Source organism: Pedobacter sp. KACC 23697, from assembly GCF_045348445.1.
Classification (GTDB): Bacteria; Bacteroidota; Bacteroidia; order Sphingobacteriales; family Sphingobacteriaceae; genus Pedobacter.
In genome coordinates this window covers 59,404-83,935 of the sequence record NZ_CP157485.1, presented here as the reverse complement: position 1 = coordinate 83,935, position 24,532 = coordinate 59,404, and the positions used below count along the sequence as shown (strand labels likewise).

The following is a 24,532-nucleotide window of genomic DNA, read 5'->3' as shown; positions in this document are numbered from 1 at the left end:
GTAGAACTAAAATCGATAATGCGTGTATTTGGTTGGACAACTTAGTCCAACCAAATCGCACGATTTTGGGGATAATTTGGGGAAACGAAATTCCCCCAATATTAACCGTTTCCCCAAAGCCGTAAGATTTTCATATAAGGAAACTTACAATGGCTCTTTCAGACCTCGCCTGCCGACAAGCTCAACCAAAACCTAAGTACTTTAAAATGCCAGATTCGGGCGGCTTATATTTGGAAGTTAGACCCACTGGCAATAAGATTTGGCGGGTTAAATATCGCTTCAATGACATTGAGCGTACTATTACTCACGGAACTTACCCAATTATCAGCCTGGTACAAGCAAGAGAATATCGGGATAAGATCAAAGCGCAGATTATACTCGGCATCGACCCAATTGCGGAGTTTGAAGAGAGAAAGCAGTTAGCCCGGTATAAAAATGCTCAGACGTTCCAGTTGGTAGCTGAGCAATGGCATCAAAGATACTTGTCTACATGGACGGAACGATACGGAAAAGAGATTTTTAATCGTTTAAAAGCGAATGTTTTTCCTTGCTTTGGAAGCAAACCAATTTCCGAGGTGACAATAACGGACATTATGAATTGTCTTGAAAAAATCGAAGAAAGAAAGGCCTATGACCTAACCCGCAGGATATTGCGAATCATTGGGCAAATTATGCGTTATGGTGTGCAAACCTCCCGATGTGTCCGTGATATCACCCCTGATCTGAAAGGAGCGTTGATTAAATACAATACAGGGCATTACGCGTGTATCGAAACAGATGAAATCAAGGGTCTAGTAAACGCAATTTATTCAAATGAAGCACGTCTATACCCACAAACGATATACGCCTTAAAACTTATCATGCACACATTTGTACGAACCAATGAACTTATAAATGCAAAATGGAATGAATTTGATTTTGATAAGATGCTTTGGACTATTCCAGCAGAACGTATGAAGATGAAAAAAGCCCATTTAGTGCCACTATCAAAGCAAGTTGGTTCATTGCTTTGCAAAATGAAAGAGCTATACGGGTATCAGGAGTATATTTTGCCAAGTATCTCCTGTAAAGGAAAGCCGATTAGCAATAACACTATACTGAGTGCATTGGCCGCATTAAAATACGAAAAGAAAATGACAGGGCATGGATTCAGGTCATTAGCCATGAGTTCCATTAAAGAAAATTTTGCTTACAGGCACGAGGTAATTGATAGACAATTGGCTCATGTTCCAAACAACAAAGTAGATAAGGCCTATGATAGAGCGAAATTTTTGGATGATCGCAAGGCAATGATGCAAGATTGGTCAGATTTTATAGATAAGCAACTTTTATAAAACAAAGGGGGCGTGGAAGCCCCCTTTGCTATTCGTGACTGGAAAGCAATTTTTGAATATCACTCAACTTCCAAGCTGTAACTTTTTTCGAAAGTTTATATGGTTTTGGAAACCTGCCATCCCGGCATCCATTCCACCAAGTGGATTTACTTACCGGATATAAATTCAGCACGGTTTTTAACCTTATAAACCCATTGTCATTGTTATCATTCAAAGTACACCCCTTTCATTCCAAAGACAGCTTAATTTGATTTAAGGTTACATAAGAGCTTTTTGAAGAGTCATTAATGATGAATAAGACCGCTACGACTAAATTTATTAGCCATCAACACTCAATTTATAGAAGCTATACCCAATTCGATCACATCAGTTATAGATAAGCGGCTTTCCTGAAGTTTTTTAAAGTAATCGTCGGACAGGCACAAATTAATTAGGTTTGTATCATTATTACCTGTGGGTAAATATTGTAAACTGTCACAGATTTCACAATTATGGTTTTCCGGTATTCTTTTCTTTAAGTTAGTTAAATCGGCTAGCAATGATCCATAAACGGTATTCATGAAGTACGTGTCTCGAATTTTATATGCATTATAGTTGCTCGGCTGAATATTATGTTCTGGATCTAAGAGGACGATTTGAAAGACATGATATCCGTCCCAAAACCCTACTACGCGACCTAAAGCTTTCGATACATGAAATTGAAACATTGGAAAATCTTCCTCATTTTCTAAATAGTGCTTATCGATCCAATTTAGATCACCACGCTGTATAGGGATGTTTTTTGATCCCCAATCTATTGCATGATATCGAAAAGCCTTCTTCTCAACATAATCCTTTTCAAATGATGCCCATTCCTTTTTGCAAAGTTCAGTTAGCCGATCAATAAGAGATACAAACCAATTGTTAGGAACCTGTCCAACTTCAAAATTAGGTATTTGCTTATAATACTTAAAACTAAACGAAAAATTCGGATCAGATACATTCTTTGCCGTTACTGGTAGTCTCGAGGTAATTACTGATTCAGCAATCGGAAATTTTTTACCAATTTCAGGTTGTTTATTTAGTACAGGTTGCTTCTTCATGATCAGGCATTTTTCAGCCTAGCCGAATAGTAGTCAGCCATCGTTTTCTCCGAGATTACTTCTTCACACCTCTCGTATGGCTTCAAATCACCACGAGCTTCTTGCCAAGGCGCTTCATCATGGGTCATTTTCTCTAGCTGTGTATCGCTGAATGGAGCATAAACCTCCAATACCCCATCTATGAAAGTCTTGTTCTCATCAGTTATTTGCTCAAATTTGAAATCTATTTCGCCTAAATCTTCTAAAGAAATATTTGAGTACATATACTTCGAGTCCTTGAAGCGGTTATAAACAGACCTGTTAACCGGCCCATGTATCCAGGCCTGGAATTCACCATCGAACAGGCCCTTGCCTTCGTACGCAAGGTTCCAAGCCTGAATGTAAAATAGTAATTTTTGCAGCTTTAAATGACTAATCGATGCGCCGCCCTCTCCCGTAAGTCTGAAAACTACGTAATTGCAAACATCTCTTAATTTTTCCATTTTATTTATGCTAAAAATATTAGTAATTTTTTTAAGGATGCAAAAGTATGAAAAAAATTTATTATATGGATAACAATAATTCTTTTTCTACAACATTCTAAGTTAAACGAAAATTACGCCAAAGTTTTTATACTAATACAAATGTAATAATCTTGTTACAGACATAGTAGTAGTAATATGAAAGGAGGAAAGATGTATACTCTCCTCCCCTGTTTTAATAAGATGGGAAATTTGGCTGTAACTGTATGCAATACAGTCCGCTACTGGTTGTATAAACCTTTTTAATGAAATCCAGATTTGGTGCAGCATTTGGCTTGTCATTAAATACAACCTGCATCCCACCATCCGAAAATCCATCCTTTGCAGGAAACAATCGCAACTGATTAAATCCACAGGCATTTGCGTCAAATCCCGTAATCCTAAGAAATACATGGTTTGTGGTGTCCGATGGCTGAACTATATTGGTATAGCCATTCGTCATCATGTTTGAAAATTTGGCGATGTATGTGTACGTAGTTGCTTTCTCGATAACGGCATTATCTGCGTTTACCCATTCATATTTTAAAGGGGAACCAACAGCTATCGATTCCGCTGAACTATTTGCAAATTTGGCAAGATAAAAATAATTTGTAAGTTTCGTATTCAATGAGTTTGCAATATCAATTCCAGTAACAGCTTGTCCGCCGCTAATCATTTGATCTCTGATTATGTAAGGATTTTGTGATTTCGGTTTTGCAATCTCGACTGTAGTTACATTGATGTTTCCTGAAAACAGGCCATTTAAATACGCTGACTGATAATTCGCATTTGTTTTACCATTAGCCTTGTTAAAATCTACATTGTAGGAAAGATTAGTTTTATATCCTGCATTTCCAGCGATTGGCTTATAGACAAGTTTATGCAACACAATATTCAACTGATTGTAACCAGTTTTTGATTTGTCAAACCCTTTCAATTTCAATACAAAAGCTGATGTTCCTGAAGTATCAACCGCCGTATCTCCATTGTCAATTATCTTGTCCAGGAATGGTAATGTACCCTGCGGTTGGGTACCTAATCCATCCGGAATTGTAGAGATGTTGGTTCCAAGAACTGTCATTGTATTTCCACTACCAGATTTCAAAATAACACGATTTCCATCGCCATACAGTTCTGCGAGTGTAAGGTTTTGATTTGCATCGACCACAATAGCAATTCGACTTACTCCTATGGTTTTAACGATGTAATCGCTGGTTCTTACAAAAGTAAAAAGCTGCGTTGGTTTAAGTGTCGTACCATTTATTAAAAAGGTAATCTGTCCATTAATTGTTATCGGTACAGTAAGAACGATTTTTGTTTCTGTAACAGATTTCACAGTTGCGGATGTACCATCTGCAAACGTTACGATAATTCTAGACATATCTGTTCCAAAACCTGTCCCTGTGACAGTCAGTTCATCGCCAGCCTTTGCACTGGTGGGCGCATAACTACTAATGGTAATTGATCCGCCTGTACCAGTTGTTGGGGGTGTAACAGGCGCGGGTTTTTCTTCAGGTACAGGAGTATCTGTTTTACTACAGGCAGTTGCAAGAAACAGCCCAAAAACTAAAAGGTATTTAAGTTTCATATTGATTAGTATTTGATAAATTAATCTAGTTTTTTAAATTCAATTGGATCAGCGTTAGAATCAGGCCGGAATAGCAGGTTTCCGGTATCATCATTAAGTGACAAATGAACCGGAGTACCTTGCACCTCGCCAGTCATCGTTTTATCCCGTTCAAGATAAGTTAACGGTAAAGGCCTGTCGGGGTTTTGGCTGTTAACCATCGTAATCTGATCATCTGTTTTTTGAATAGTCAGTACGAACGTGGTGGGTAAGATGGTATTATTGATTGGCGACCATTTGCCAACAAATTTATCTGTACGATTGGAACAGGCAGAATATAAGGCTGTAATGAATAACAGGCCGATAAAGGTTTTAAAATTTCTCATGACGATTGCGATTATTTGATTTCGACTAATTGACAGGTATTCGCACAGTCTGTCGAAAATTCTCCGGTAAATTCTCGGCTATTACATTTGAATTTGTAAGTATAGGTTCGCCCCCGGTCTACGAGTACTGATACCGTACCGCTTGCTTCACAAGTTGGCTGCTGAATATTGTAAACAGTGATACTGTTTGAGGCACTGATAAACCGATAATTGCTGTTATTATCAGTTTTGGATGTTACGCTCACAAAATTTAACGGCCCACAGCCAAAATCCTTTGCCATCCAAAAGGTAATTGTTTTATCTGTCACGCCAACGATACCGCCACCACCGTTTCCGCATCCTGTCGGTTCACTGGTTTCCTTTTTACAGGCGTTAAAAAGGCTTGCCCCGCCCATAACGACTATCGCGAGGACGGAAAAAATTAATTTTTTCATTTTCTGATTGGTTTATTTGATTAATTAGTGAATGGGAAAAGCATAGAAAATCCCAACGAAAATGAAGGATGTGCACGTGAAGCAAGAACAACACATGGCCTAAGGAGAAAATAAGATTTTTGCATTGGGTATAGGATAATGTCCTAGCCCCCTATCAGACGTTTATAAAAAAATAGCGCGGGGCCTCATAAGCTTCCGCGCCCGTCGAAAAGCGCACACACGAATGAATTAACCCCACGCATAACGTGGCAGTACTCATTAACTCGTGTGTTTTAATGTTTGGGAATTTTTCGACGGTTCGGAAACTTAAAACGAGTCGCTATTTATAGCTACAGTAAAGCCCAAAATTATCTATAATTTTCTAGCTTTCAAACATTTCTGTCCAAATATTATTTGAAGAATTTTGGAAATATCTTCGAACCGTTTTATCTTTATATGACGTAATATTATGAAACTAATATAAGATCGGGGTCGTAGATTAAGCAAATAGCTGATGCCGTCGAACTTCAGTCTTTTAATTGACCCCGACTCTTCTTGAGATAAGAATTTTGAATTTTATCGACTTAGAAAAGCGATATTAGATCTTACAGAGTTCGCAACCGTTTAATTTTTCGGGTGTTTAAAAAATGGATGCCTGTTATCTAAAGAAAATGTTTTTGAGGGAACCGCAACCCCGTAGCCCTGGGAATATTCCTAGGGCTAATTTTTGAATATATTCACGGCGGTCTGCAAACAGCCGTGAATATTATAAGCCTTCACATCGGACCAAAGGAAATAGGTTACTTGATGATGTAAAAGATATGTAGAGTAGACCTTATCGAACTTATCCAATCACCAAATCCAACGCTTGGTCAACTTTCTTGTTTGAGAAATTTGATTGGTATATCATTGTTGTTTGAATGCTTTCATGTCGATAAAGTTCTTGAACCACCCTTGGATGTATTCCTAGTTCTTCTGCACGCTGTGCAAAACTATGTCGTGTCACATGTGTGGATGCTTTCTTGTTAATCTTGAGAATCGCAAAAATTCTCTTCATCTTAGTGTTTTGATAATTTACAGCATGAGCTATTCTTTTTTGCAATTTGAATAGATTGTTTAGGCTATCTATAAATTTCAATTCAGGAAAGATAAGGTCATTCTTTTGATCGTCATTTTTGTATTGATCCAAAATTGGATATATCTTTTGTGGTATCTTCAGTGAACAAGGTTCGTTATTTTTCGACATTGTATAAAATAACCTGTCATTTTGGATATCACTCCATTTTAACAAAAGTACGTCTGTAATTCGCATCCCTGCAAAATAGTAGGCAGTTAACCAGATATTTCTCGCATGGCTCAAAATAGGGTCATCGGATAAATTCAACGTTTCCAGTTCTAGGATTTCGGTATCTATTAAGCCGATTTTTGAAGATTTAGGGAACTTGATTGAAATCTTTCCCTCTTCACCAAATGGATAATGTTTGACATCTGCTGCGCCTGCTTTAATTGCTCTATTGTAGAGCGTTCTCATAAGCAGTAAATGATTTACGACTGTACGCTCACTTATAAATTTTGGTTCGTCCGCTTTTTTATAATTTTTGTTTTTACAGGTTTTTAGATAGCGCTGGTATTTTTCCAATAGGGCAACGGTTATTTCTGAAAAGGGAATATTCTTATTGCCTGTAAAATCAGTAAACCTATCAATCCTTGGCTTATCTGCATTGTAAACATTATAATGGCCAAGCGCCAATTCATCTTTCAAATAAGCTTGAGCTATATCATTAAATGTCCCTGCGTCTAAAGGCTTAATTTTCTTTTTGATAGCCCGGGTTGAGCTATCGGTTTTGTTGGCCTCCATTTCCAGAGTGGTATCTGTTGCCTCGGTAAGCTTCTTTAACAAAAGATTATTCAGGCGTTTGTAGTTCGGGTGCGCCTTTGTTACCTGTTGCGCCTTGCTATCCCAGAGACTGCGTTCGCTCAACGCGTGCTCTGTAAAAATGTAAGATGGTGTCTGCCCATTCTTTGAAATTTTTACTGCAATTGGATACTGGCCATCTTTATTTGGACGCGACCATACGACTAATTTTACTGCTCCCATTTTTGTGAATTTTTAAATTAAAAAATTGATTATTTCACGGAAGCAAGCTACAAGTTTTGTTAACGTATTGTTATCGTTTTTGGTGGTTTGACATGGTTTTTCTTGGTTTCATATAGCCGATAAAACGAATAAAAACACCATTTGAGACCATTTTAAATCATATTAAAATCAATTCACGAGGGTTCATAACCCTGAGGTCGGCAGTTCGATCCTGCTCCCCGCTACTTGAAAATCAGGCCTTTAGATGAAACTCTGAAGGCCTTTTTCAATTCAGTAAAACATTCTTCATTTGACATTCGTGTAATCCAGAGGCAAATTATTGATAATACAATTATTTAATTATTTTAGATGAAACCTTACACTAATGATTTCATCCATTTCTAAGTCAAAAGCTTTGGCGTTTTTAAGGACAAGAACTACAAGCCTTTACAAAGTTTAATTTATTTTACGGATGGAACGGAAGTGGCAAAATTACACTTGGCAAATTATTCTGGTCACTTAGCCAAAAAGAATTACACAACCATTTTAAAGAATGTGAGTTTATTGTTTCTTCTGCTGTGACTTAGTAATTAACGCTGAGGTAAGGGAAAAAGACAATAATTATGTTGTCGACATCAACTTGATTTACGTTCCATAAAACAAATTAAGAAACGGTTAGCAACCATTACAATGCGACAATACCTCTATATCCTATTTTTTTTTTCTTTCAGGCTGCTCATCAAGCGATCCAAAAACGGTTTTTGAAGAAAGAACTGGTTTATCAATTAGTGATTCTATTAGCAATATCAGGGTTACTAACAGTTACGAATTGCTGGAAGGAGATTTTAGCATTATATTTAAAACAACTAAATCTCAGATTAATTCCTGGCTAAACAATAGCCCACCCTGGAAAAATCTAAAATGGCATAAAGGGCAAATTCCTCCTGAAATAGGAATTGCTGTTCGATTTAATTTTCCGGAAGGTGTTGCTTCTGTAAGTTCCGATAATGGCAAAACACCTATTTTGGTGATGAGAATTTAATAAAACTGCTTAATGACACTACAAATTATTATAGTTATGTTGAAGATTGCTGTTCTGGTAAAAAGGGATTAAGATTTCATGACGGAAGACTTTTAATACTTCAACCACATACAAGAATGATTTATTACGCTGTATGGGATTTATAAGATAAAGGGGCGCTAACTAAGGATTTGGGCAATAGTGTCCACCTGTTTTCGCTCGTGATGTTCAACTTTTTCGGTCTGTATTGTTCACTCTTTTTGCTTAAAACGGTCACTCGGCTCAATCTGACTAGGTGAAAAAAACGGTGTATTAAGCTTGGAATGAGAATCAGTGTACAGCTTATCGAAATCCCCGGTTGCTCAAGATACTTACCGAAAGTGTTAACATAAAAATCTTTTCAAAGGGATGTATGTTGCTCTCTTAATATCACATAAAATAGCTCAGCCAAATTATGGATCAAAACGGAACACTTCTTTTAAAGGCTGTAGATGATAGTCGTAAGAAGCTTTACCAAACATGATATAGCCATGTCCACCCACTGACGTAGCAGCACTCATTACCAACATCGATTTATCGATGATATTATCCTTTTTTACAAACTTATCTGCAATAGGGTCGTACTCATAAATAGATGAACTGATTACACCAGCAGGACTCATTCCGCCACCAACGTAAGCCTTTCCGTTAACTTCAAAACTAAAACAGTTTACAGCATTAATATAAGATGGAACATCTTTGATCTTTTTCCAGGTTTCCGAGACAAGATCAAATGACCAGGAATCTGTAGGATATAAACTCTCACCGGTTCCCCACATCGATTGGCCACCAAAAACGATCACACTATTGCCCGCTTTAAAAGATTTAAAATCCCTTCTTGAAGTACCCGGAAAATCGGGCATGGTCTTCCACGTATCTGTAGCGGGATCATATCGTTTAAAAGATTTCACGGTATATATATAATTGGTAGAACTAGCATACCCACCACCCAACATATAACCATAGTTATCACTGGCAAAAAGGGTATAACTACTCAGCATTGTACCCGGATAAGAATTACTCTTTTTCCAGGTGTTATTTGCGATGTCGAACTGGTATACATCAGTTGTGAAGGCAGTACCAATGGCATTGGGAATAAAAACCAGCTTATTTTTTGCGGTAAAGCTCACTCCAGCACCGTACAGTGTAGCCGGAAAATCTGCCAGTTTGCGCCAGGTTGAAGTGACCGGATTGTATTCATAAAAGTCTGAAAGTCCACGTGTATCTATATCAGAACCTAGACCACAATAAATTTTGCCGTTAATATTTTCCATAATACCCCTGTACCTGGCTACACCTGGCTGCTCACTTACCTGCGTCAAAAACCTATAAACCTTCGAAACCGCTTTCGAAGTTGTAATCAGATCCTTTCCCGTCTGTACAGAAAAATTACCACTATAGGAAAATTCGGTTAAAGGTAATTTCAGCTCCAGTGCTGTCCGTTCCGCTTTTAATACTTCCAGTTTTGTTGTTCCTATCATTACGATATTGCTATCAATGTTCGGGTTAAAATAATTGCCCGTAAGTTTCACGGTACTTCCAACTTTATCCACAATCAAAAAATCGGTTGGCAACTGCGGTGGCTGCAGAATAAAATAAGCATTTAAACCGGCCTGATTGTATAGTTCTAGGGAAACCGAGTTCTGATACGTAAAAAGTTGAACGGGAACTTTAAAAAAAGCGCTGCCCACAATAGTTTTTGAAGGCTTTAAACGCATCTTACCATTAATAACGATTGTGGCTGAGGCCAGATCTGCACCATTGGCATTGGCTACTTTAACCTCCACCTCATCTCCCCAGGTGTAAGCTTGTTGTGGCAATGAAATATTCAGGCCAAAGGTATTCTTACCTTCAAAAGCGACCACTTCGCTGTAACGAAGCTGATGATCCTGATCAATGAAGTATGCCCTGACAAAATATCTTTTACCTTTCGTAAAACCTGCAACCACATCATAAGAAAAATTTGCGAGCGGAATAGGACTAAGATAGCTTAAAGCAGCACCTTTAACGAGGTTTTCGTTCTCGCCCCAAACCAAGCCTGATTCCAGTATATCTTCAGTCTTTACATTAGAAATGGAGGTACTCAAGCGGAAACCGTTGTTAATGTCTTGTACAGAAACAGTGATGGCCGGATCGGGAATAGGATTTTTTTTGCATCCGAATAAGAATAATAAAATAGGAAGAATTACTCCGAAAGCATAGCGATGAGCGCGTATAAAAAGCATGATTTAAATTTAAACGGCTAAAATACCGATTTTAATATCAATTGCAAGTAATTCTTCAGCATATAGGACTTACTGCCAATTTGCAATAATCCACACTTAATTTTAGCTACTGAAACTCTCAGTTTTTTTAACATCCTTTAACACCTAATCCAATTCCGGATCTTTACCTGCTAAATAATCTTCAATCTGGTAGGTTATGGGAACATCCGGCATAACTCCCCGGCCCGTCGATATGGCTGAGATCACCAAAATAAGCGGGGATATTTCCTTATTTGAGCAGCAACTGACTATGAGGGAGGGACGCTTTTTTATACACCCACTGTGAAGATATTTTTACTGCCGCCGGTCTCTTCGCCCACAAGCGTTACGTTTTTTAGATTTTTCAGATTTGATCTTCCCGCTCCAAAGCTTTCCAACAATTTCCCTAGCTCGATCTGAATGAGTTTGGCATATATATTCTGTTATCAGATAACCTTTTAGTGTATCAGCCAATGAGACCTTACCCTGGCCAATTAATCGAGTTATTTTTTCCTGTTGGTAGGGTCTTGCAGTATAAAATTTATTATATTCGATTTCCTCTTCAGGTTTAGAAAACGCTGGCCAAACATCCTAAACTGCGTATTTTTGCAATTTAAATTTTTTTCATGTACAGCCTGCAAAAGATTTTACCTCAAATTACAATACCAATTTAACTGCATATTGCTGCCAGAAAATGGAAAGTGTCCAATGAGATGGCTGCTTTGCCCGCGCTGACCGATAAAAAAAAGATTTAACATCCTCCTTAGCGAAAACTGGAGTGCCCCCAAAAAGTTAGACACTTTATGGAGGCACTCCATTATCAGGACGGGGATTATATTAAATAATGAGGTTCATTCAAACTTTTTGAGAAGGCTAGTTATAAAAATTGACAACTTAAACTACTTATTAGTCTAAAAATGCATGCCTTTAAGCATCAATAAATTCTTCAATTGTCATCCAGCCATTTTAATCACCTCAGTTAATTAATTATTAGGAATAATTATAGGTAGTTGATACTATTTCTAAAGGTGATCCGGAAATAACGTCACCGTTTAGGTATCTCGCTACGCCACAGGCAGCATTAAGTGCAGTAGTAATTGCACCTTCCATCCACCCGCCAGCATATGATACGCTATCGCCAGCAATAAATAATCCTTGTTCCTTCTGCTGGTATTGGAAAAATGCGCAAGAGTTCGCTTGTTCCTGACCCGGATAATTAAGCTTAAATGCACCATAAATTCCAGCTGTGCTCTGCCAGTCTATAAATTCCATAGTTGATAGACTCATTACATTGTTCTCCAATTGAGTAGCAAAATTATTATCAATAATTTTTAGCCTTTCTAAAAAAATATTGTATCGCTGATTTGCGGTCAAAGCTTGAAGTCTGGTTGAATCATCTCCCCACACATAGCTCACAAGGACAACGCCGTAGCCTTCGGTGTTTAGTTGCCCGGAATTTACAGGATCATAATCTAAACAATACAACCCCCGCAAAGCTTCATCGGTTTGAATATTATAGGGAAGATTGTCAGTCAAATACCAAAATTTAGTTTTCGTTAGTATAAAGAGTTTTGACGAACTCATTAAATGAAGATTTCTTACAGCAACCTGTACATCTGAGGACAATAGTGAGGGGAATGATTTTCCTAAAATCTGATTGGGCATAGTTAAACCCATGTATTCCATTGCCGGGGTTGTCGTAGCGACGATTACAGCATCAAAAGTGAGTCCTTGTAGCGCATTATTGCTAGTGAGTTGATAATAGGTTACTCCAGCCGCGCTAGTTTTTGTAATTTCTGTGATCTGAGTTGAGTATTTGATGGATACATTGGAGGGCAAATTGATGATAATATTGTTGGCTAATGAAGAGATGCCGCTCACTACAAATTCTTGACTGTTTTCCCATCCGTTAACCATAATTCTTAATATTTCAAGAAAGTTAACTTCATAAAGTGGCCCGAAGCCTCCGGAACCAACACCAAGCGCACCAAAAGCATTCATATCCTCTTGTTTCCAGGGCGACGGTAATTGCTGGCTCAGCAAAAAAATGGCTTCATAAAAGGTTACATCTTTGTATGCTGTGATCAAGCTTTGCCAAGAATCTGTAAGTTTGGTCAAGTTTGTAGTGCTTGGATCACTTTGATAGATAGACCAATAATCAATTAATCTAGGATTTTCTGTATTAAGCAAGGATGGATCACCTATAAGATTTTTTAAAATGGTTGAAAAATCTGAGGCAATTTGTGCAAATGGTCCGGGAGGAGGATCTTTTGGTTCCCAAGTATAAGCTAAATTTTCATAATAGATAGTGGTAGGAACTTTTCCAGGATCCGGAAAATTAGGCGTAGTCTGAATATTAAATTTATTCAAATAGTGAAAAAGGGAGTAAGAAGTAGGTGGAAACCGCATACACCCCATTTCGAATATTTTGTCGTTATAACCCGAATCAGGATTATGAATTGAATACATACGCCCTGCCACACTAGAACTTTGCTCATTCATTTCATAAACTTTGACATTGATATTTTTAATGCGACTAAGTTCATAAGCACAAATTAGTCCGGAAATACCGGCTCCGATTATTGCTACTGTTTTTGGGCTTCCCGGGACGGAAGGAGCAATTCCGTCGGCAGCATCTACATCTTGGAGAAATTTACCGTAATTAAATAGGGTGTCAATCATCGATTGAGGCACAAAACTGGAGGAGTCGCGAAAAAAATTACGCGGAACATTAAAAAAAGACATTTTGAAAGCGTTTAAATGTTAAGAAATAAATAATTAATAAATAGTGTGGCCACGATTTATTTTTATTTTGCCAAACTGTTTATTACCAACTATGAATTTAATATAATTCTATAATAATAAAAAGTAAAATTGTACTTTTTCATTACTATAAATTCTGAAGCTAATTAAGATGTGTATTTCATTGAACTTTTATCGAAATCCCCCAAACTGTATCTCATTGCTTCAATTGTAAGAATAGTAATTATGAATGCTACATATAATACGTACCCTTCTACCTTCACGGAGATTTCAAAATCATTGTCATTAGTACTATTTTGCACTCGCTAGAAATTATTTAATAATCATATTTATCACGAATAAAGAAATGGTTAAATCTCCTTGTTTACCCTGAGACTTGCCATAGCCTTCAGTTGGTCGGTTATGTCGAATACATTGGAAGCATAAGCGGCTTAGGTATTGTCTCTGTTGGTTGCTTTGATTTGGAATAATTTAACATTTGATTTCATTCTAAAAAAAAGGCAAAAATTGCAAAGGTGGCGGATACTTTGGGAGGATGCGCCTTGATAACTTTCCACTTTTGGATCAATCCGGTCCAACCTGATGTTCTACATTCCCTTCATTGTCGCTGAAAAAGCTGCCTGAAGCTATAGGATAAAGGTTCGACCAGCACAAAAATGTGATTGATGCTGCCAGGGAGGCTGGTGTGGGCCATATCATTTATACGGGTTTCGACATGAAAGATTTACGGCAAAGCACAATGCCCGAAGATGTTTTATACCACGCATACACTGCCGATTATTTAAAACAAGGAGCTGTGCCGTATACATTAATGAGTAATACACTCTGTGCTGATCTGATTCCGCTAATTTCCGGAGAAAATATTTTAGCAAATGGCATCTCCATTCCGGCAGGAGCAGGCAAAGTACCCTTTTTACCCATAACGGAAATGGCAGCAAAGTTAGCTGTTGTATTAACTACCCCCGGACACGAAAACATAAGAATATGTTATTGCTGCAGAAACCGCTTACTCTTCCGCTGAAATTGCTGGTATAATATCAGAAATTACGGGAAAAGCGGTAGCTTATCAGCAAACTGAAGTCATGTTATATGTTGCACAAATGGTAGCGCAAGGGGTTTCTGAGGATGATGCAGCGTATCTGGCCAGGTTTGCCGGGGGCGATAGCAAAAGGAGAATTCGACACCAATAAAAGTGACGTTAAACAACTACTGGGCAGGCCCGCAACCAGTTTGCCAACTTTTTAAAGAAAGGAGTATGGAAAGCCCTAAAAACCGGCCCAACGGATAAATAAGAACATCAACCAGCTTAGCATATTTCTGCTCAATATTAATAGATTCCCCAATCCGAAACAATCGTTTCAGATTGGGGACCCATCCAAATGCTGTATTTGTGCTCAACGCAGCTTATTTTGAAGATTAAAATAGTTAACATTCTATACGCTCAATAAATTCAGCTTTCATCGCCTGATCAACAAAAGCTTCTAAATTTTTAGAATGTCCCTGAATCTGCCAGGTAATAATAACCTGATCAGATTCACGAATTCTTTTGAGCAACTTTGCCCTCAGTTTATTGGCCTTGATCATTTGTTCGCAATTATACTGAATATCGGCAGCAAGATTACCCTTCGCTAAAAAGGTACGTGACTGGTTAAAAGAGTCGATCTGCCTTTCAAAAAACGACAGCACTGCCAGTACAAAAAGAATGAGTACACTCGCACAACCCGCAGCGAAATAATAGCCTCCGCCAATGCCCATGCCTACGGCTGCAACAGCCCAAATACTGGCAGCAGTTGTGATCCCGTTTACCCGGTTTTCTCCCCTAAAAATTACACCTGCGCCTAAAAACCCTATTCCCGTAACAATATTGGCTGCTATCCGGTCTGGGTTTCCGGTACCGCCAATAACGCTCGACATCAGTGTAAAAAAACAAGAGCCGAAAGAAATCAGTATGGTTGTGCGGAATCCTGCTGCCTTGCCCCTGTATTCACGCTCTGCGCCGACCAGACCACCCCATAAAATAGCCAGCAAAAAACGGATCAGAATTTCAAAATCGAAGTCCATAAAATATTAATAAAAATCAAGGTATAAGCTCAGTTGCGATAATGTCAAAGCTGTTTACATAATGGTGGCCACCCTGAAGGTAAATAATCTTCGCTTTTTCAGTTGAAATCGCTTTCACAGGAAGATCGGTCTCTTCTTTTCCAAAAAAGCAGACCACCTTAGTTCCCTGTACACGGTTGATTTCTGCCGGTACAGAAAATCCATTCTCATGGTTTCCAAAACTTAGCAGATCTGAAACATGAATCTCAAAGTCGGTATCTTTTGATGGCGAAAGCAATCCTAATGCCAATACATTATGCCTTAGGTTTTCAGGCAATCTATTGTAAGCAAAACTCATTACATCTGCTCCAAAAGAATAACCTACCAAAATCACTTTTTGCTTTTTCCACTGCCCGGCATAAGTTTCTATAATTTTGGTCACATCTTCAGCAAGCTGTGATGGGCTTTTCTTTTCCCAGAAATACTTCAATGCATCGAGGCCCACAACCGGGGCTCCCCGTTCTGCAAAAGCATTAACCGTTTGCTGATCATAACCCGTCCAGCCGCCATCCCCGGAAATAAATACGACCATATCATCGCCGCCGGTTATTTTTGCCTCCGTAAGGTGAAGGGGAAGATCTAATTTCCGCATTGCTCCAACGGGGATTCCCTTTTCCTGGTTCTGAATAATTTCCTTATAGGCCGACATCAGCTGGGGAACCCAGTTTTTCTCATTTCCATAACCGTGACCAACGCCCGGAAGCGATACAACCTTCGCATTGCCCACATTTTTTAAAAAGCTGGTTGTAGAGGCATAATTGCAAATCTTATCATTCTCGCCCTGAAGCGAAATAAGCGGTGCAGAAAGATTGCCCGCAGCGCCAATATCATAACCCTTGGTATCCTTACGTTTCACCACTGTAAATTTACCAGAACCCTTACATAAGGGTTTTTTAATATTGATGTCTGGACAAAAGCCAAGTACAATTCCGGCCCTGAACGTATTTTGCGGTGCCTGGGCCAATAAACCATACACCAATGTAGCCCCTGAAGAATAACCCAAAAGTACAGGAACATTATAGGTCTTGTAGCCCAGCTTTTTTTGAATAAACTGGCTCATACGCTCAAAATCTGCAGCGGGATATAAACAGGAAGCTGCACTTTTATTCATGGCACGAAAAACCGGCCTGATATCTACCCCGATTAAAAGCGTGTGTTCGTCTTTTAAGTGCAAAGCAATCCCTTCAATGCCCGCATTCCATCCTCCATCCCCTGAAATACAGATGATCACATTTTCTACTGTTTTCTCTGATTTATAGAGCCTAAGCTTTCCAAATCCGGCATACGACAGCGTATCGGCAGATGCTGCTGCCATAACGTTGGACGAACTTAAAATCAGTAGCAATACTACGGCTGTACACAAGGATATTTGCAGGTGAATACACTTTGGAAATAAATTATATTTTTTCATAATGAAAATTTTAGTCGGCTTTCATTACAGCATTTAATGCTGATGGAAGTCTTAAGAGATCAAAATGGGTATCATAAACTAAAAACCTGTCTTCCCAGGCAGGAGAAAATTTCTGCTTAAAATCGCGAAGGCCATGGTAGTGGCTGAACATGCGCAGCTTCTCATAGGCAAACTTTACAGCCTGTTCCGGAAGATCCCTGCCTTTCTCAATGCCTGAAAGTGGTGCCATGCCCATATTCAAAGATTTATATCCGTTGGCTTTACCATAAGCGATGAGTTCGACAATGAGCGCATCCATATTGCCACCAGGCGCATCTGTGGTCTTACGGATCAAATCATAGGTGAGTTCACCAGGTGTATAATCGGGAATAATATTCAAAAATGCGACAATCTTTTCATCCTCATTTTCTAAAGATAAAAGCGGCTGATTTTTGAGTTCATTTTCATCAAACCTGCCCTGAGAAAAAACCATTTCTTCCCTTTCGAGGCTGATCAGCCAGTCATCGCTCACCTGTCTAACTTTCTGCAGGATGCCTGACTTTACCGGAGGAAGATAGGTTTTAATCACAAAACCCTTTTTCTGAATACTGCTTAACGCATTTCTTAATGATTTTCTCGCGCCCCCTTCCAGACTAAAACCCTGCAAATCTACTATGGCTTCCTGGCCAATGATCATATTTTTCCTTCCCAATTTTTCATACAGCCCAATTTCTTTACCATCTACACGGTAATAAGCTGCCTTAAGTCCGTTCTGCAGACAGAACTGCTCAAACTCCCGGAGTATGCCTAGCTTTACATCTTCTTGATTTGCACATACCGGCCCCTCTAAAGCGATGGCGAAATCACCAGAGGCTCGGTAGGCTATGAAACCATCGCGGCTTTCTGAAAAAAAGAAAAGTTTGTCACTGTAGGTCTTAAAATAATCAACAGCAGAACGGCCATATTTTTCCAGTAGTTGTTTCGCTTCTTCCAATTCTTCTTCCTCAACCCTATCCTCAAAAAGATAGGGTTTAATGGAACCATAAACGAGGAGCAAAATCGATCCGGCACCAAGTAACCGTATAGAATTTAAAAACAGAGTGGCGAAATGGGTTTTGGCAACAAGCCCACCAGAATTGAGCAATATGAAATTATCAAAAGTGCTGCGAATCGCATTTTCTAAAGAAAAATCAATACCGAAATGCCTTTTATCAAGAAAGTAAAATCCAACTATACCATAAACCGTAACTGCAGCAAAGATTATAAGTGCAATGCCCAAACTAAAATTCTGCAAATTACGGTTTGCTTTAACATAATATTGCTTCCGGGTGAGCAGCAGTACCACTAGCACGGTAAGCGCCAGCAACGCCTCTTCATAATCCAGGCCTTTTATCAGGTTTCCGCCAATGGCCAGTATGCAGAGCAAAACAGCAATATTCCAGGCACTCCTCATCCCTCTCAACAAAAATGCAGCGGTGATGAGCTGTAGCACACCAATGAGCAAGACCAATCCGTTTGATAGCCTAAGCGCCTCAACAGGCAAAAAATTTGTAAGTATATCCAGCCGTCCTTTAAGAGCCGGAGTCAATACAGAAACAATGTCAACTATACCCAAAGTAAAAAGCATCAACGCGGGCCAAATGCGCAGCACAATATTTCTTTTATTTAAAATAAAGCTCAGCGCACCAAAAACCAATGGTAACCAAAATTCAAACAAGCGGTAAAGAAAGGTAATCGCTGCAGCCTGGGTAGTATCCAGGCCATACCGCTTTAGCACGAGTACAAGACTGAGCTCCACGGCACCAAGTCCTTTTAAAAATGGTGAGATTACCAGAAACAGGGTAGCAATGACGTAGCCAACAACAGCTGCATCCAGATGTCCTGATATGCCCAGTGCTTCCATTGCAATAACAAGGTGGGCAATGCCGGCGAACTCAATAAATAAGGAGATTAATATGGTTTTGATCAGCGCAGCGGAAGAAAAATTACTTGCAGCGATTTCTTCCAAAATAAGTTCGGTATCTGGCCGAAAGCGGATAAGTTTTTGATATGCCCAGCCTTTCCGGAGCAGCGAAATACTTAAACCTATCAAAAGAATAATGGTTAAACTAAGTGCAGCAAAAGCCAGTAAATCGCCATTTAGCTGTTGTTTGGTGAAGAGCAGATAAACCATTACCGGAATGGTAACGATAAATACCGTAAAAATCCCCACAAGACCATAGATATAGGACGCTAAACTAATCCGTGTGCGACTCACCCCACTTTTTTCTATTTCGCCTGAGAAAAAGGCCAGGGAAGTAACGCCTCCACCAGGCAGAAAAACACTAACGAAATTTCTTTTAAGAAAAAGCTTTACCCCCTCACCCAAATTAATGTTGGCGCCTATGGTTTTAAAGCTATAACGATACATGATGGCGTGGCAGAGGCAGTAAACTATGGTTAGCATAATGCCAAGTACAACCATAAGCGTATTCGATGAGCGAAGTATTCCTCCAATCTGGTGAAGCTCATGCCGCTGATGGCGGAAAAAGAAAATGGCAAAAAGGATAAAAATAAAACCAAGAATTTCCTTGGCATAGTAATTCCTGGACTTAAAGTATTGATGGTTCAGCTTGATCATAGGTTGAGTATCTGCTATGCCTAAAATAAACAAATCCATTCAATAGTAAAAAAATATCATGCCCTGTTTAATTTGTGGTTGAAGATGATATTGGTGCACTTCAGATTGATGCAGACCAACGCATGATAAGCCAATGGACTATAGCAGATTTATTTAATCCCTTAGTGACCGATTAGAAAAAGATAACAGGCAAAAAAGCTGAACTTAGCCTTTCAGGTTCTTCTTTGGGTATTAAATTAGGCATTCGCCCCGATTGAATCCAGCAATATTTATCTTTTACATCAACCTCCTTTATTCTTTCTCCTCCATGAATTCCTACGCATTTAATATTGATAATGCCAGGCAGTTATTTTAAGCTGTTAAACTCGACGAACTCATATTCCGGCGAACTCTCCAATAACTGCCTTAGGATAGAACCATGCCCGTTTCCGAATATCACCAGAATCCGGTCATTTGAACTTTCAGTAATGTTTTGAAGATTTCTAAAGATTCGTAAATTCCTGCTATACCAATTGATGGCCAGCGCATCTGCTCCTCTTTTATTATCCAACTTAAAATCCCCTACGAGATAAGCACCATGTCCGAGCTGATGATGCATTTTTGAATTTGTGTATTTAAAAAAGTCTAAAAGGCTTGTTTTGCCGCGCAAGCTGTCTTCAGCCTTATACCACCGTTCATACATCTTTGCATAAGGGTCGTCGCTTTTATAGTCATAATCTTTGAACAAAACTTTGAAATAATCCGGATTTATCTTGCTTAGTTCCGAAACCATGGAATGGTCATCAATGGAATAAATGGTGTCCAGTTTCAGTTCACTCGCGATCCGCATGCCCAGCTGATACCGTTCATCGCGTTCCAGGCGGTGCGACCCTGATTTATACGCTCTTAGTTTCGATGTAGCTTCCCATTCCGGGACTGCCTCGATTGCTATTTTTGTAGGTTTAAATTTTTCAATGTATTTAACCAATGCGGTAAGTTGCTTTTGCCTGGAGGCTGAAAGCACATCAACTTTATCACGATCTGCTGTTACATGTGCATCTAATCCCGGGTAGTGAAAATGAAAAGTCCCTACAAACAACACCTGAGCGCGTTTTTGAGGAAAGGGCGACCCTGATAGCCACAAACTTTTATTTTCCTGCGCAGAAATAGTGGACACATACATTAGCAATAGAAATGATAAGGTTGCCAGCTTGTTGAAGATCTTGTTTTTCATACTATTTTCAATGTTTTGCAAATAAGACATCGATGCATTTTGAATGTTGCACATGGTTTACAATTTGGCTGATCTACCATGGCTTTTCTTTTAACTGCTATTTTTCCCGTACCATCACTTTTGTGTTTTAAATATGGATGCCCACAGTATGAAATAAGCTAATCATCAAATGGAAATGCTCGCAATGTACTAATGCTGTTACACAATGAATCGTTTTTTAGACATTGCTGTGACAAAATACAAGATTTAGAAAATTAACACAACAATCTGATTTACAGGCACTTTTCAACACATCATCAACATAACATTCGTTAGGGCATTTTTTTTGAAAAGATTCAGCGGATTAAATTAAATAAATCATGAAACTTAAAACTAATTCTTTAATTACCCGTCTTGCGGTAGCCGCAGCAGTGGTTCTTTCGATTTCATCATGTAAAAAAGACAGAAACAATGATCTAAGTGCCAATGCCAGAATATCTTTTGTGAATACTGTTGATGGATCAGCAGCCCAGGATGCTTACATTAATGACGTTAAAGTTAATGCATCAGCTATTGCCTATTCCAATACTGCAACGGATATTACTACCGCAGCCGGAAGTAAAACTATTGCCTTTAAAAATTCAGGATCTGCAACGGTAACAGCATCTGCAAATGTAAATGCTAGCGAAAATTCTTCACAAACAGCTTTTTTGGTTAAACAAGCGGACGGCACAATGGCCATTAACACCTACGCCAATGACGATAATACCGTGAGTGGCAAAGCAAAAGTTCGTTTTATTAATGTGGCACCGATGTTAAGCAGTACTATTAATGTAACCACCTCTACCGGTACCAGCATCCTCTCTGCCTTGGCTTTCAAAGCGGCTTCAGCTTATCAAACCATTGATGCCAATACCAGCTTAAATATTAACATTTCTGGCTCATTGGAAACCACAACGATTGCAGGATCTGAATTGCAGGCAGGAAAAATTTACACCATTTGGTTTGATAGTTCAACAACTACCAAAGCCAGGTACCATATTATTGTTCAGAAATAAAAAAAGCGGCCCGGGCCGCTTTTTTTTAAACGAGATATATAGGATGATTTTTCTTTCACTTTTCCTGTCATGACCATTAACTAATTTTCGCTACCACGCTGTTTAATCCGTTCGTTTAAGCCATCAGTTTAATTTTTTTTCCTGTTTTTACGGCCTCATAAATGGCATCAATGATTTTAAGGTCTCTTACGCCTTCCTCGCCGTTTACAGAAACTACCGGTTGTTTATTTTCAAAAATAATGGTGGCCATTTCGTCCATCTGTACCGTTTGATGCGTGGTTACCGGCTGCATGAGTTCGCCCTGGTGTGTCCGACCCTTGATTGGGCCATAACCAGTAGAAGGTTGCATTTCTGCAAATCCCTTATCACCACTCATAAAAAATCTATCCAGGTGATTGATGTTGTAACTAGACAAGCAAGAGGCTACCGCACCGCTAGGGAAACCCATTTGAAATTGTATGGTTTCATCCACGCCTTCTTTAAACTTAACAGGATCGGTTTTGGTTTCCTGGGCCGTTACCCAAATTGGCTCCTCGCCTACCATATATCTTGCGCCGTTAATTGCATAAATTCCGATATCCATCATCGATCCACCGCCCGCAAGCGATTTATTTAATCGCCACTGCGTAGGATCGCCTATTTTAAAACCACATTGTCCCTGGAAAAACATAATCTTACCGAAATCACCGGTATTCCGCATCCGGATCACTTCAAGTGTACGGGGTTCGAAATGCATCCGATAACCGACCAGTAACTTCACATTAGCCTTTTTACAGGCATCAACCATCTCTTGACCTTCTTTTGCATTTAATGCCATCGGCTTTTCGCATATGGCGTGCTTTCCGGCTTTCGCGATACGAATAACCTGGTCATGGTGCAACGCATTTGGCGTAGTCACGTAAATCGCATCTATATCAGGATTATTTTTCACCTGGTCGAAGTTCTCATAGTGATAACAATTCGTTTCCGGGATATTGTACCTGGCTTGCCAATCCTTAATTTTTGAAGGTGTACCACTAATTACACCAACCAGTTTAGCTTTGGTACAAGCTTTCATCGCCTCCGCAACACGGGTGCCATACCCGCCTAATCCCATAATGGCTACCCGGAGTACCCTACCCTCATATGGCTGCTTGATTTCTTCGGGAGCTTCAGCAAATGCCGATATGGAACTTAATTGCAACATCAATGCTGATGCGCCCATTTTTTGTAGAAAATCTCTTCTGGTATTCATATTGCCCTTTAGTTATATCCCTTATCCGGAAAAAGCATCAATCCATACGTACAATCAAATATTTTTGCTGCTTAATGAATTGATTTGCTTTATGATAGGTAACACTAAACAGCTACATTTAGTTTTCAGGATATATTTAAGGATGCTTTGTTCCTCTACACCATACTACTACTCAGCTATGTGCAAATGTACAATACCTCTACCTTGAACGAAACTCACCCGGTGTATATTTATCGCGAAAGCTTTTGGTAAAATTAGCCAGATCGTTAAAGCCACAATCAAAAGCAACGTCTTTAATTCTTTCGTCCGAAATAAGCAGCAATTCTGCAGCCTTTTCAAGTCTTTTAGTTTTGATATAGTTGGCAAAGGGTACTGTTGTAATGTTTTGCGAATTCGCGTTTAACAGAGGAAACGTTTAAATTATGCAATGAAAAAAGAAATAATTGCCGCTGCAATAGCTATGATACCAATGATGGTATGAAAAATGCCTAAACCTGATAGTGCCATAGGCTTTTTGTCGAGTATGTAATTGTTATTTACAAAAGTGGCTATAGTCAGTTTAAGGGATTTTGTTTATCCTTTCAATTAATTGGCAATCTCGTTCAAAAAATGATCAGGCGTATGGCATACAGCCTAAAAGAATTAACGGAATGTACTTTTTATTTTGACAGGCATCACATTGTTTTTGCTTGGCTACAAAATATTTTTTGATGGTTTAAAAGTTATCAGGGAAAGCTGTACTTTAAAAGTCTATTGCAAGATTAGCGCGATCACTTCTACCGAAATCTCAAATATCTTCAGAATCAGATAAAAATTTTAATAGTGTAAGCCATTAAATAGTTGTAAATTGATAAACAATACTCTCAGAAGTATTTCCATTTTTATCCCTGGTTATAACTTTCCAATAAAATTTGGTTTTAGCTGCCACACTTACCTCCAATTGATTATTAATCAAATTGCTCTTTAGTAAACTTGGCGCTGTAGTAGTACCAAAGAAAACATCGTAATCGACAATATCACCATCTACATCCAAACCCACCCAGCTTAACAAAACTTTACCAGCTGTTGGACTAACAATTGTGCCCATCGTCGGCAACATATTATCGGCAGGATAAGGAATATGGGATGTTGTTCCTATTCCGGAATTATACATTCGCCAAATATCACTTTTGGTACTGAAGACATCTGATGAGGCGGTAACAAACCAAGAGAATGGTGTATTGCGCGCTAATCTAACGTCTAGACTTGTATTAGCTGAGCTATATTGAGCAGATTCTCCGTTTTCTAAGTTCTTTATTGTTAGTATATAAGTTTTGGCATTGGCAGCCGGAAGCCACTCAAACTTAACCTGACTTATCTGATCAGAAATTACTACTCCCGAATTACATAGTTCATTTTGGTTTGGCTTTACGAGTGTTACTACCCCAAGAACTGATTCTTCTTCATTTGGTTTTGATTCTTTTTTACATCCAAACGTAACAATTAACAGCATCGCAATGATTAATTTCTTCAT

General features: G+C 38.9%; 19 protein-coding genes and 1 pseudogene. 4 read left to right on the top strand and 16 right to left on the bottom strand.

The window, feature by feature from the left end:
- Nucleotides 1-149 precede the first annotated feature (149 nt).
- On the top strand, nucleotides 150-1,334 hold the full coding sequence (locus ABEG20_RS00330; RefSeq protein ID WP_406825431.1) for a tyrosine-type recombinase/integrase: 1,185 nt from the start codon (nucleotides 150-152) through the stop codon (nucleotides 1,332-1,334).
- 28 nt (nucleotides 1,335-1,362) lie between these two features.
- On the opposite strand, the gene ABEG20_RS00325 is transcribed toward ABEG20_RS00330, so the two are convergent.
- From ABEG20_RS00325 to ABEG20_RS00295, 7 genes are all read right to left on the bottom strand, one after another.
- Nucleotides 1,363-1,548, bottom strand: coding sequence for a helix-turn-helix transcriptional regulator (locus ABEG20_RS00325; protein ID WP_406825430.1), 186 nt, complete (start codon nucleotides 1,546-1,548; stop codon nucleotides 1,363-1,365).
- A 118-nt stretch (nucleotides 1,549-1,666) separates the two neighbouring features.
- Nucleotides 1,667-2,416, bottom strand: a complete 750-nt coding sequence (locus ABEG20_RS00320; RefSeq protein WP_406825429.1) for a hypothetical protein — start codon at nucleotides 2,414-2,416, stop codon at nucleotides 1,667-1,669.
- Between the two features lie 2 nt (nucleotides 2,417-2,418).
- Nucleotides 2,419-2,898: a Panacea domain-containing protein gene (locus ABEG20_RS00315; RefSeq protein ID WP_406825428.1), complete on the bottom strand. Its 480-nt coding sequence runs from the start codon at nucleotides 2,896-2,898 to the stop codon at nucleotides 2,419-2,421.
- Nucleotides 2,899-3,112: 214 nt separating this feature from the next.
- Complete coding sequence (locus ABEG20_RS00310; RefSeq protein WP_406825427.1) at nucleotides 3,113-4,504, bottom strand: IPT/TIG domain-containing protein; 1,392 nt, start codon at nucleotides 4,502-4,504, stop codon at nucleotides 3,113-3,115.
- A gap of 20 nt (nucleotides 4,505-4,524) precedes the next feature.
- Nucleotides 4,525-4,869, bottom strand: coding sequence for a hypothetical protein (locus tag ABEG20_RS00305; protein ID WP_406825426.1), 345 nt, complete (start codon nucleotides 4,867-4,869; stop codon nucleotides 4,525-4,527).
- Between the two features lie 11 nt (nucleotides 4,870-4,880).
- Nucleotides 4,881-5,303, bottom strand: a complete 423-nt coding sequence (locus ABEG20_RS00300; RefSeq protein WP_406825425.1) for a hypothetical protein — start codon at nucleotides 5,301-5,303, stop codon at nucleotides 4,881-4,883.
- A gap of 823 nt (nucleotides 5,304-6,126) precedes the next feature.
- Nucleotides 6,127-7,380 carry a tyrosine-type recombinase/integrase gene (locus ABEG20_RS00295; RefSeq protein ID WP_406825424.1) on the bottom strand — a complete coding sequence of 418 codons (1,254 nt, stop codon included), beginning with the start codon at nucleotides 7,378-7,380 and terminating at the stop codon, nucleotides 6,127-6,129.
- A 419-nt stretch (nucleotides 7,381-7,799) separates the two neighbouring features.
- On the opposite strand from ABEG20_RS00295, the pseudogene ABEG20_RS00290 reads away from it, so the two are divergent.
- Nucleotides 7,800-7,946 (top strand): annotated as a pseudogene (locus ABEG20_RS00290) (AAA family ATPase); the annotation flags it as partial.
- An 886-nt stretch (nucleotides 7,947-8,832) separates the two neighbouring features.
- On the opposite strand, the gene ABEG20_RS00285 reads toward ABEG20_RS00290, so the two are convergent.
- A complete protein-coding gene (locus ABEG20_RS00285; protein WP_406825423.1) occupies nucleotides 8,833-10,644 on the bottom strand; it encodes a Kelch repeat-containing protein in 1,812 nt (603 codons plus the stop codon).
- A gap of 1,008 nt (nucleotides 10,645-11,652) precedes the next feature.
- Nucleotides 11,653-13,407, bottom strand: coding sequence for a flavin monoamine oxidase family protein (locus ABEG20_RS00280; protein ID WP_406825422.1), 1,755 nt, complete (start codon nucleotides 13,405-13,407; stop codon nucleotides 11,653-11,655).
- Between the two features lie 676 nt (nucleotides 13,408-14,083).
- Here ABEG20_RS00280 and ABEG20_RS00275 point away from each other — a divergent pair.
- Nucleotides 14,084-14,446: a hypothetical protein gene (locus ABEG20_RS00275; protein WP_406825421.1), complete on the top strand. Its 363-nt coding sequence runs from the start codon at nucleotides 14,084-14,086 to the stop codon at nucleotides 14,444-14,446.
- 404 nt (nucleotides 14,447-14,850) lie between these two features.
- Here the strand turns inward: ABEG20_RS00275 and ABEG20_RS00270 are convergent, their stop codons facing one another.
- The 4 genes from ABEG20_RS00270 to ABEG20_RS00255 all read right to left on the bottom strand — a co-directional run bounded on the left by ABEG20_RS00270 (nucleotide 14,851) and on the right by ABEG20_RS00255 (nucleotide 20,748).
- Nucleotides 14,851-15,486, bottom strand: a complete 636-nt coding sequence (locus tag ABEG20_RS00270) for an MgtC/SapB family protein (RefSeq protein ID WP_406825420.1) — start codon at nucleotides 15,484-15,486, stop codon at nucleotides 14,851-14,853.
- A 16-nt stretch (nucleotides 15,487-15,502) separates the two neighbouring features.
- Complete coding sequence (locus tag ABEG20_RS00265) at nucleotides 15,503-16,936, bottom strand: AcvB/VirJ family lysyl-phosphatidylglycerol hydrolase (protein WP_406825419.1); 1,434 nt, start codon at nucleotides 16,934-16,936, stop codon at nucleotides 15,503-15,505.
- Nucleotides 16,937-16,946: 10 nt separating this feature from the next.
- The gene (locus ABEG20_RS00260; protein WP_406825418.1) at nucleotides 16,947-19,535 is read right to left on the bottom strand and encodes a phosphatidylglycerol lysyltransferase domain-containing protein; all 2,589 of its coding nucleotides are present in this window, start codon (nucleotides 19,533-19,535) and stop codon (nucleotides 16,947-16,949) included.
- Nucleotides 19,536-19,881: 346 nt separating this feature from the next.
- Nucleotides 19,882-20,748, bottom strand: coding sequence for a DUF5694 domain-containing protein (locus tag ABEG20_RS00255; RefSeq protein ID WP_406825417.1), 867 nt, complete (start codon nucleotides 20,746-20,748; stop codon nucleotides 19,882-19,884).
- Nucleotides 20,749-21,107: 359 nt separating this feature from the next.
- On the opposite strand from ABEG20_RS00255, the gene ABEG20_RS00250 reads away from it, so the two are divergent.
- Nucleotides 21,108-21,785, top strand: coding sequence for a DUF4397 domain-containing protein (locus tag ABEG20_RS00250; RefSeq protein ID WP_406825416.1), 678 nt, complete (start codon nucleotides 21,108-21,110; stop codon nucleotides 21,783-21,785).
- A gap of 115 nt (nucleotides 21,786-21,900) precedes the next feature.
- Here the strand turns inward: ABEG20_RS00250 and ABEG20_RS00245 are convergent, their stop codons facing one another.
- From ABEG20_RS00245 to ABEG20_RS00235, 3 genes are all read right to left on the bottom strand, one after another.
- Nucleotides 21,901-23,019 (bottom strand): Gfo/Idh/MocA family protein, encoded by a 1,119-nt coding sequence (locus ABEG20_RS00245; protein ID WP_406825415.1) that lies wholly within the window; start codon nucleotides 23,017-23,019, stop codon nucleotides 21,901-21,903.
- A 199-nt stretch (nucleotides 23,020-23,218) separates the two neighbouring features.
- Nucleotides 23,219-23,374: a helix-turn-helix domain-containing protein gene (locus ABEG20_RS00240; RefSeq protein WP_406827377.1), complete on the bottom strand. Its 156-nt coding sequence runs from the start codon at nucleotides 23,372-23,374 to the stop codon at nucleotides 23,219-23,221.
- A 477-nt stretch (nucleotides 23,375-23,851) separates the two neighbouring features.
- On the bottom strand, nucleotides 23,852-24,532 hold the full coding sequence (locus tag ABEG20_RS00235) for a hypothetical protein (RefSeq protein WP_406825414.1): 681 nt from the start codon (nucleotides 24,530-24,532) through the stop codon (nucleotides 23,852-23,854).

Bases quoted from the DNA above. Each gene is read 5' to 3' on its own strand.
- ABEG20_RS00300 (WP_406825425.1), bottom strand. From the start codon at position 5,303: ATGAAAAAATTAATTTTTTCCGTCCTCGCGATAGTCGTTATGGGCGGG.
- ABEG20_RS00245 (WP_406825415.1), bottom strand. From the start codon at position 23,019: ATGAATACCAGAAGAGATTTTCTACAAAAAATGGGCGCATCAGCATTG.
- ABEG20_RS00270 (WP_406825420.1), bottom strand. From the start codon at position 15,486: ATGGACTTCGATTTTGAAATTCTGATCCGTTTTTTGCTGGCTATTTTA.
- ABEG20_RS00250 (WP_406825416.1), top strand. From the start codon at position 21,108: ATGAAACTTAAAACTAATTCTTTAATTACCCGTCTTGCGGTAGCCGCA.
- ABEG20_RS00260 (WP_406825418.1), bottom strand. From the start codon at position 19,535: ATGATCAAGCTGAACCATCAATACTTTAAGTCCAGGAATTACTATGCC.
- ABEG20_RS00320 (WP_406825429.1), bottom strand. From the start codon at position 2,416: ATGAAGAAGCAACCTGTACTAAATAAACAACCTGAAATTGGTAAAAAA.
- ABEG20_RS00265 (WP_406825419.1), bottom strand. From the start codon at position 16,936: ATGAAAAAATATAATTTATTTCCAAAGTGTATTCACCTGCAAATATCC.
- ABEG20_RS00315 (WP_406825428.1), bottom strand. From the start codon at position 2,898: ATGGAAAAATTAAGAGATGTTTGCAATTACGTAGTTTTCAGACTTACG.
- ABEG20_RS00235 (WP_406825414.1), bottom strand. From the start codon at position 24,532: ATGAAGAAATTAATCATTGCGATGCTGTTAATTGTTACGTTTGGATGT.
- ABEG20_RS00280 (WP_406825422.1), bottom strand. From the start codon at position 13,407: ATGTCTTTTTTTAATGTTCCGCGTAATTTTTTTCGCGACTCCTCCAGT.
- ABEG20_RS00295 (WP_406825424.1), bottom strand. From the start codon at position 7,380: ATGGGAGCAGTAAAATTAGTCGTATGGTCGCGTCCAAATAAAGATGGC.
- ABEG20_RS00310 (WP_406825427.1), bottom strand. From the start codon at position 4,504: ATGAAACTTAAATACCTTTTAGTTTTTGGGCTGTTTCTTGCAACTGCC.
- ABEG20_RS00305 (WP_406825426.1), bottom strand. From the start codon at position 4,869: ATGAGAAATTTTAAAACCTTTATCGGCCTGTTATTCATTACAGCCTTA.
- ABEG20_RS00285 (WP_406825423.1), bottom strand. From the start codon at position 10,644: ATGCTTTTTATACGCGCTCATCGCTATGCTTTCGGAGTAATTCTTCCT.
- ABEG20_RS00330 (WP_406825431.1), top strand. From the start codon at position 150: ATGGCTCTTTCAGACCTCGCCTGCCGACAAGCTCAACCAAAACCTAAG.
- ABEG20_RS00255 (WP_406825417.1), bottom strand. From the start codon at position 20,748: ATGAAAAACAAGATCTTCAACAAGCTGGCAACCTTATCATTTCTATTG.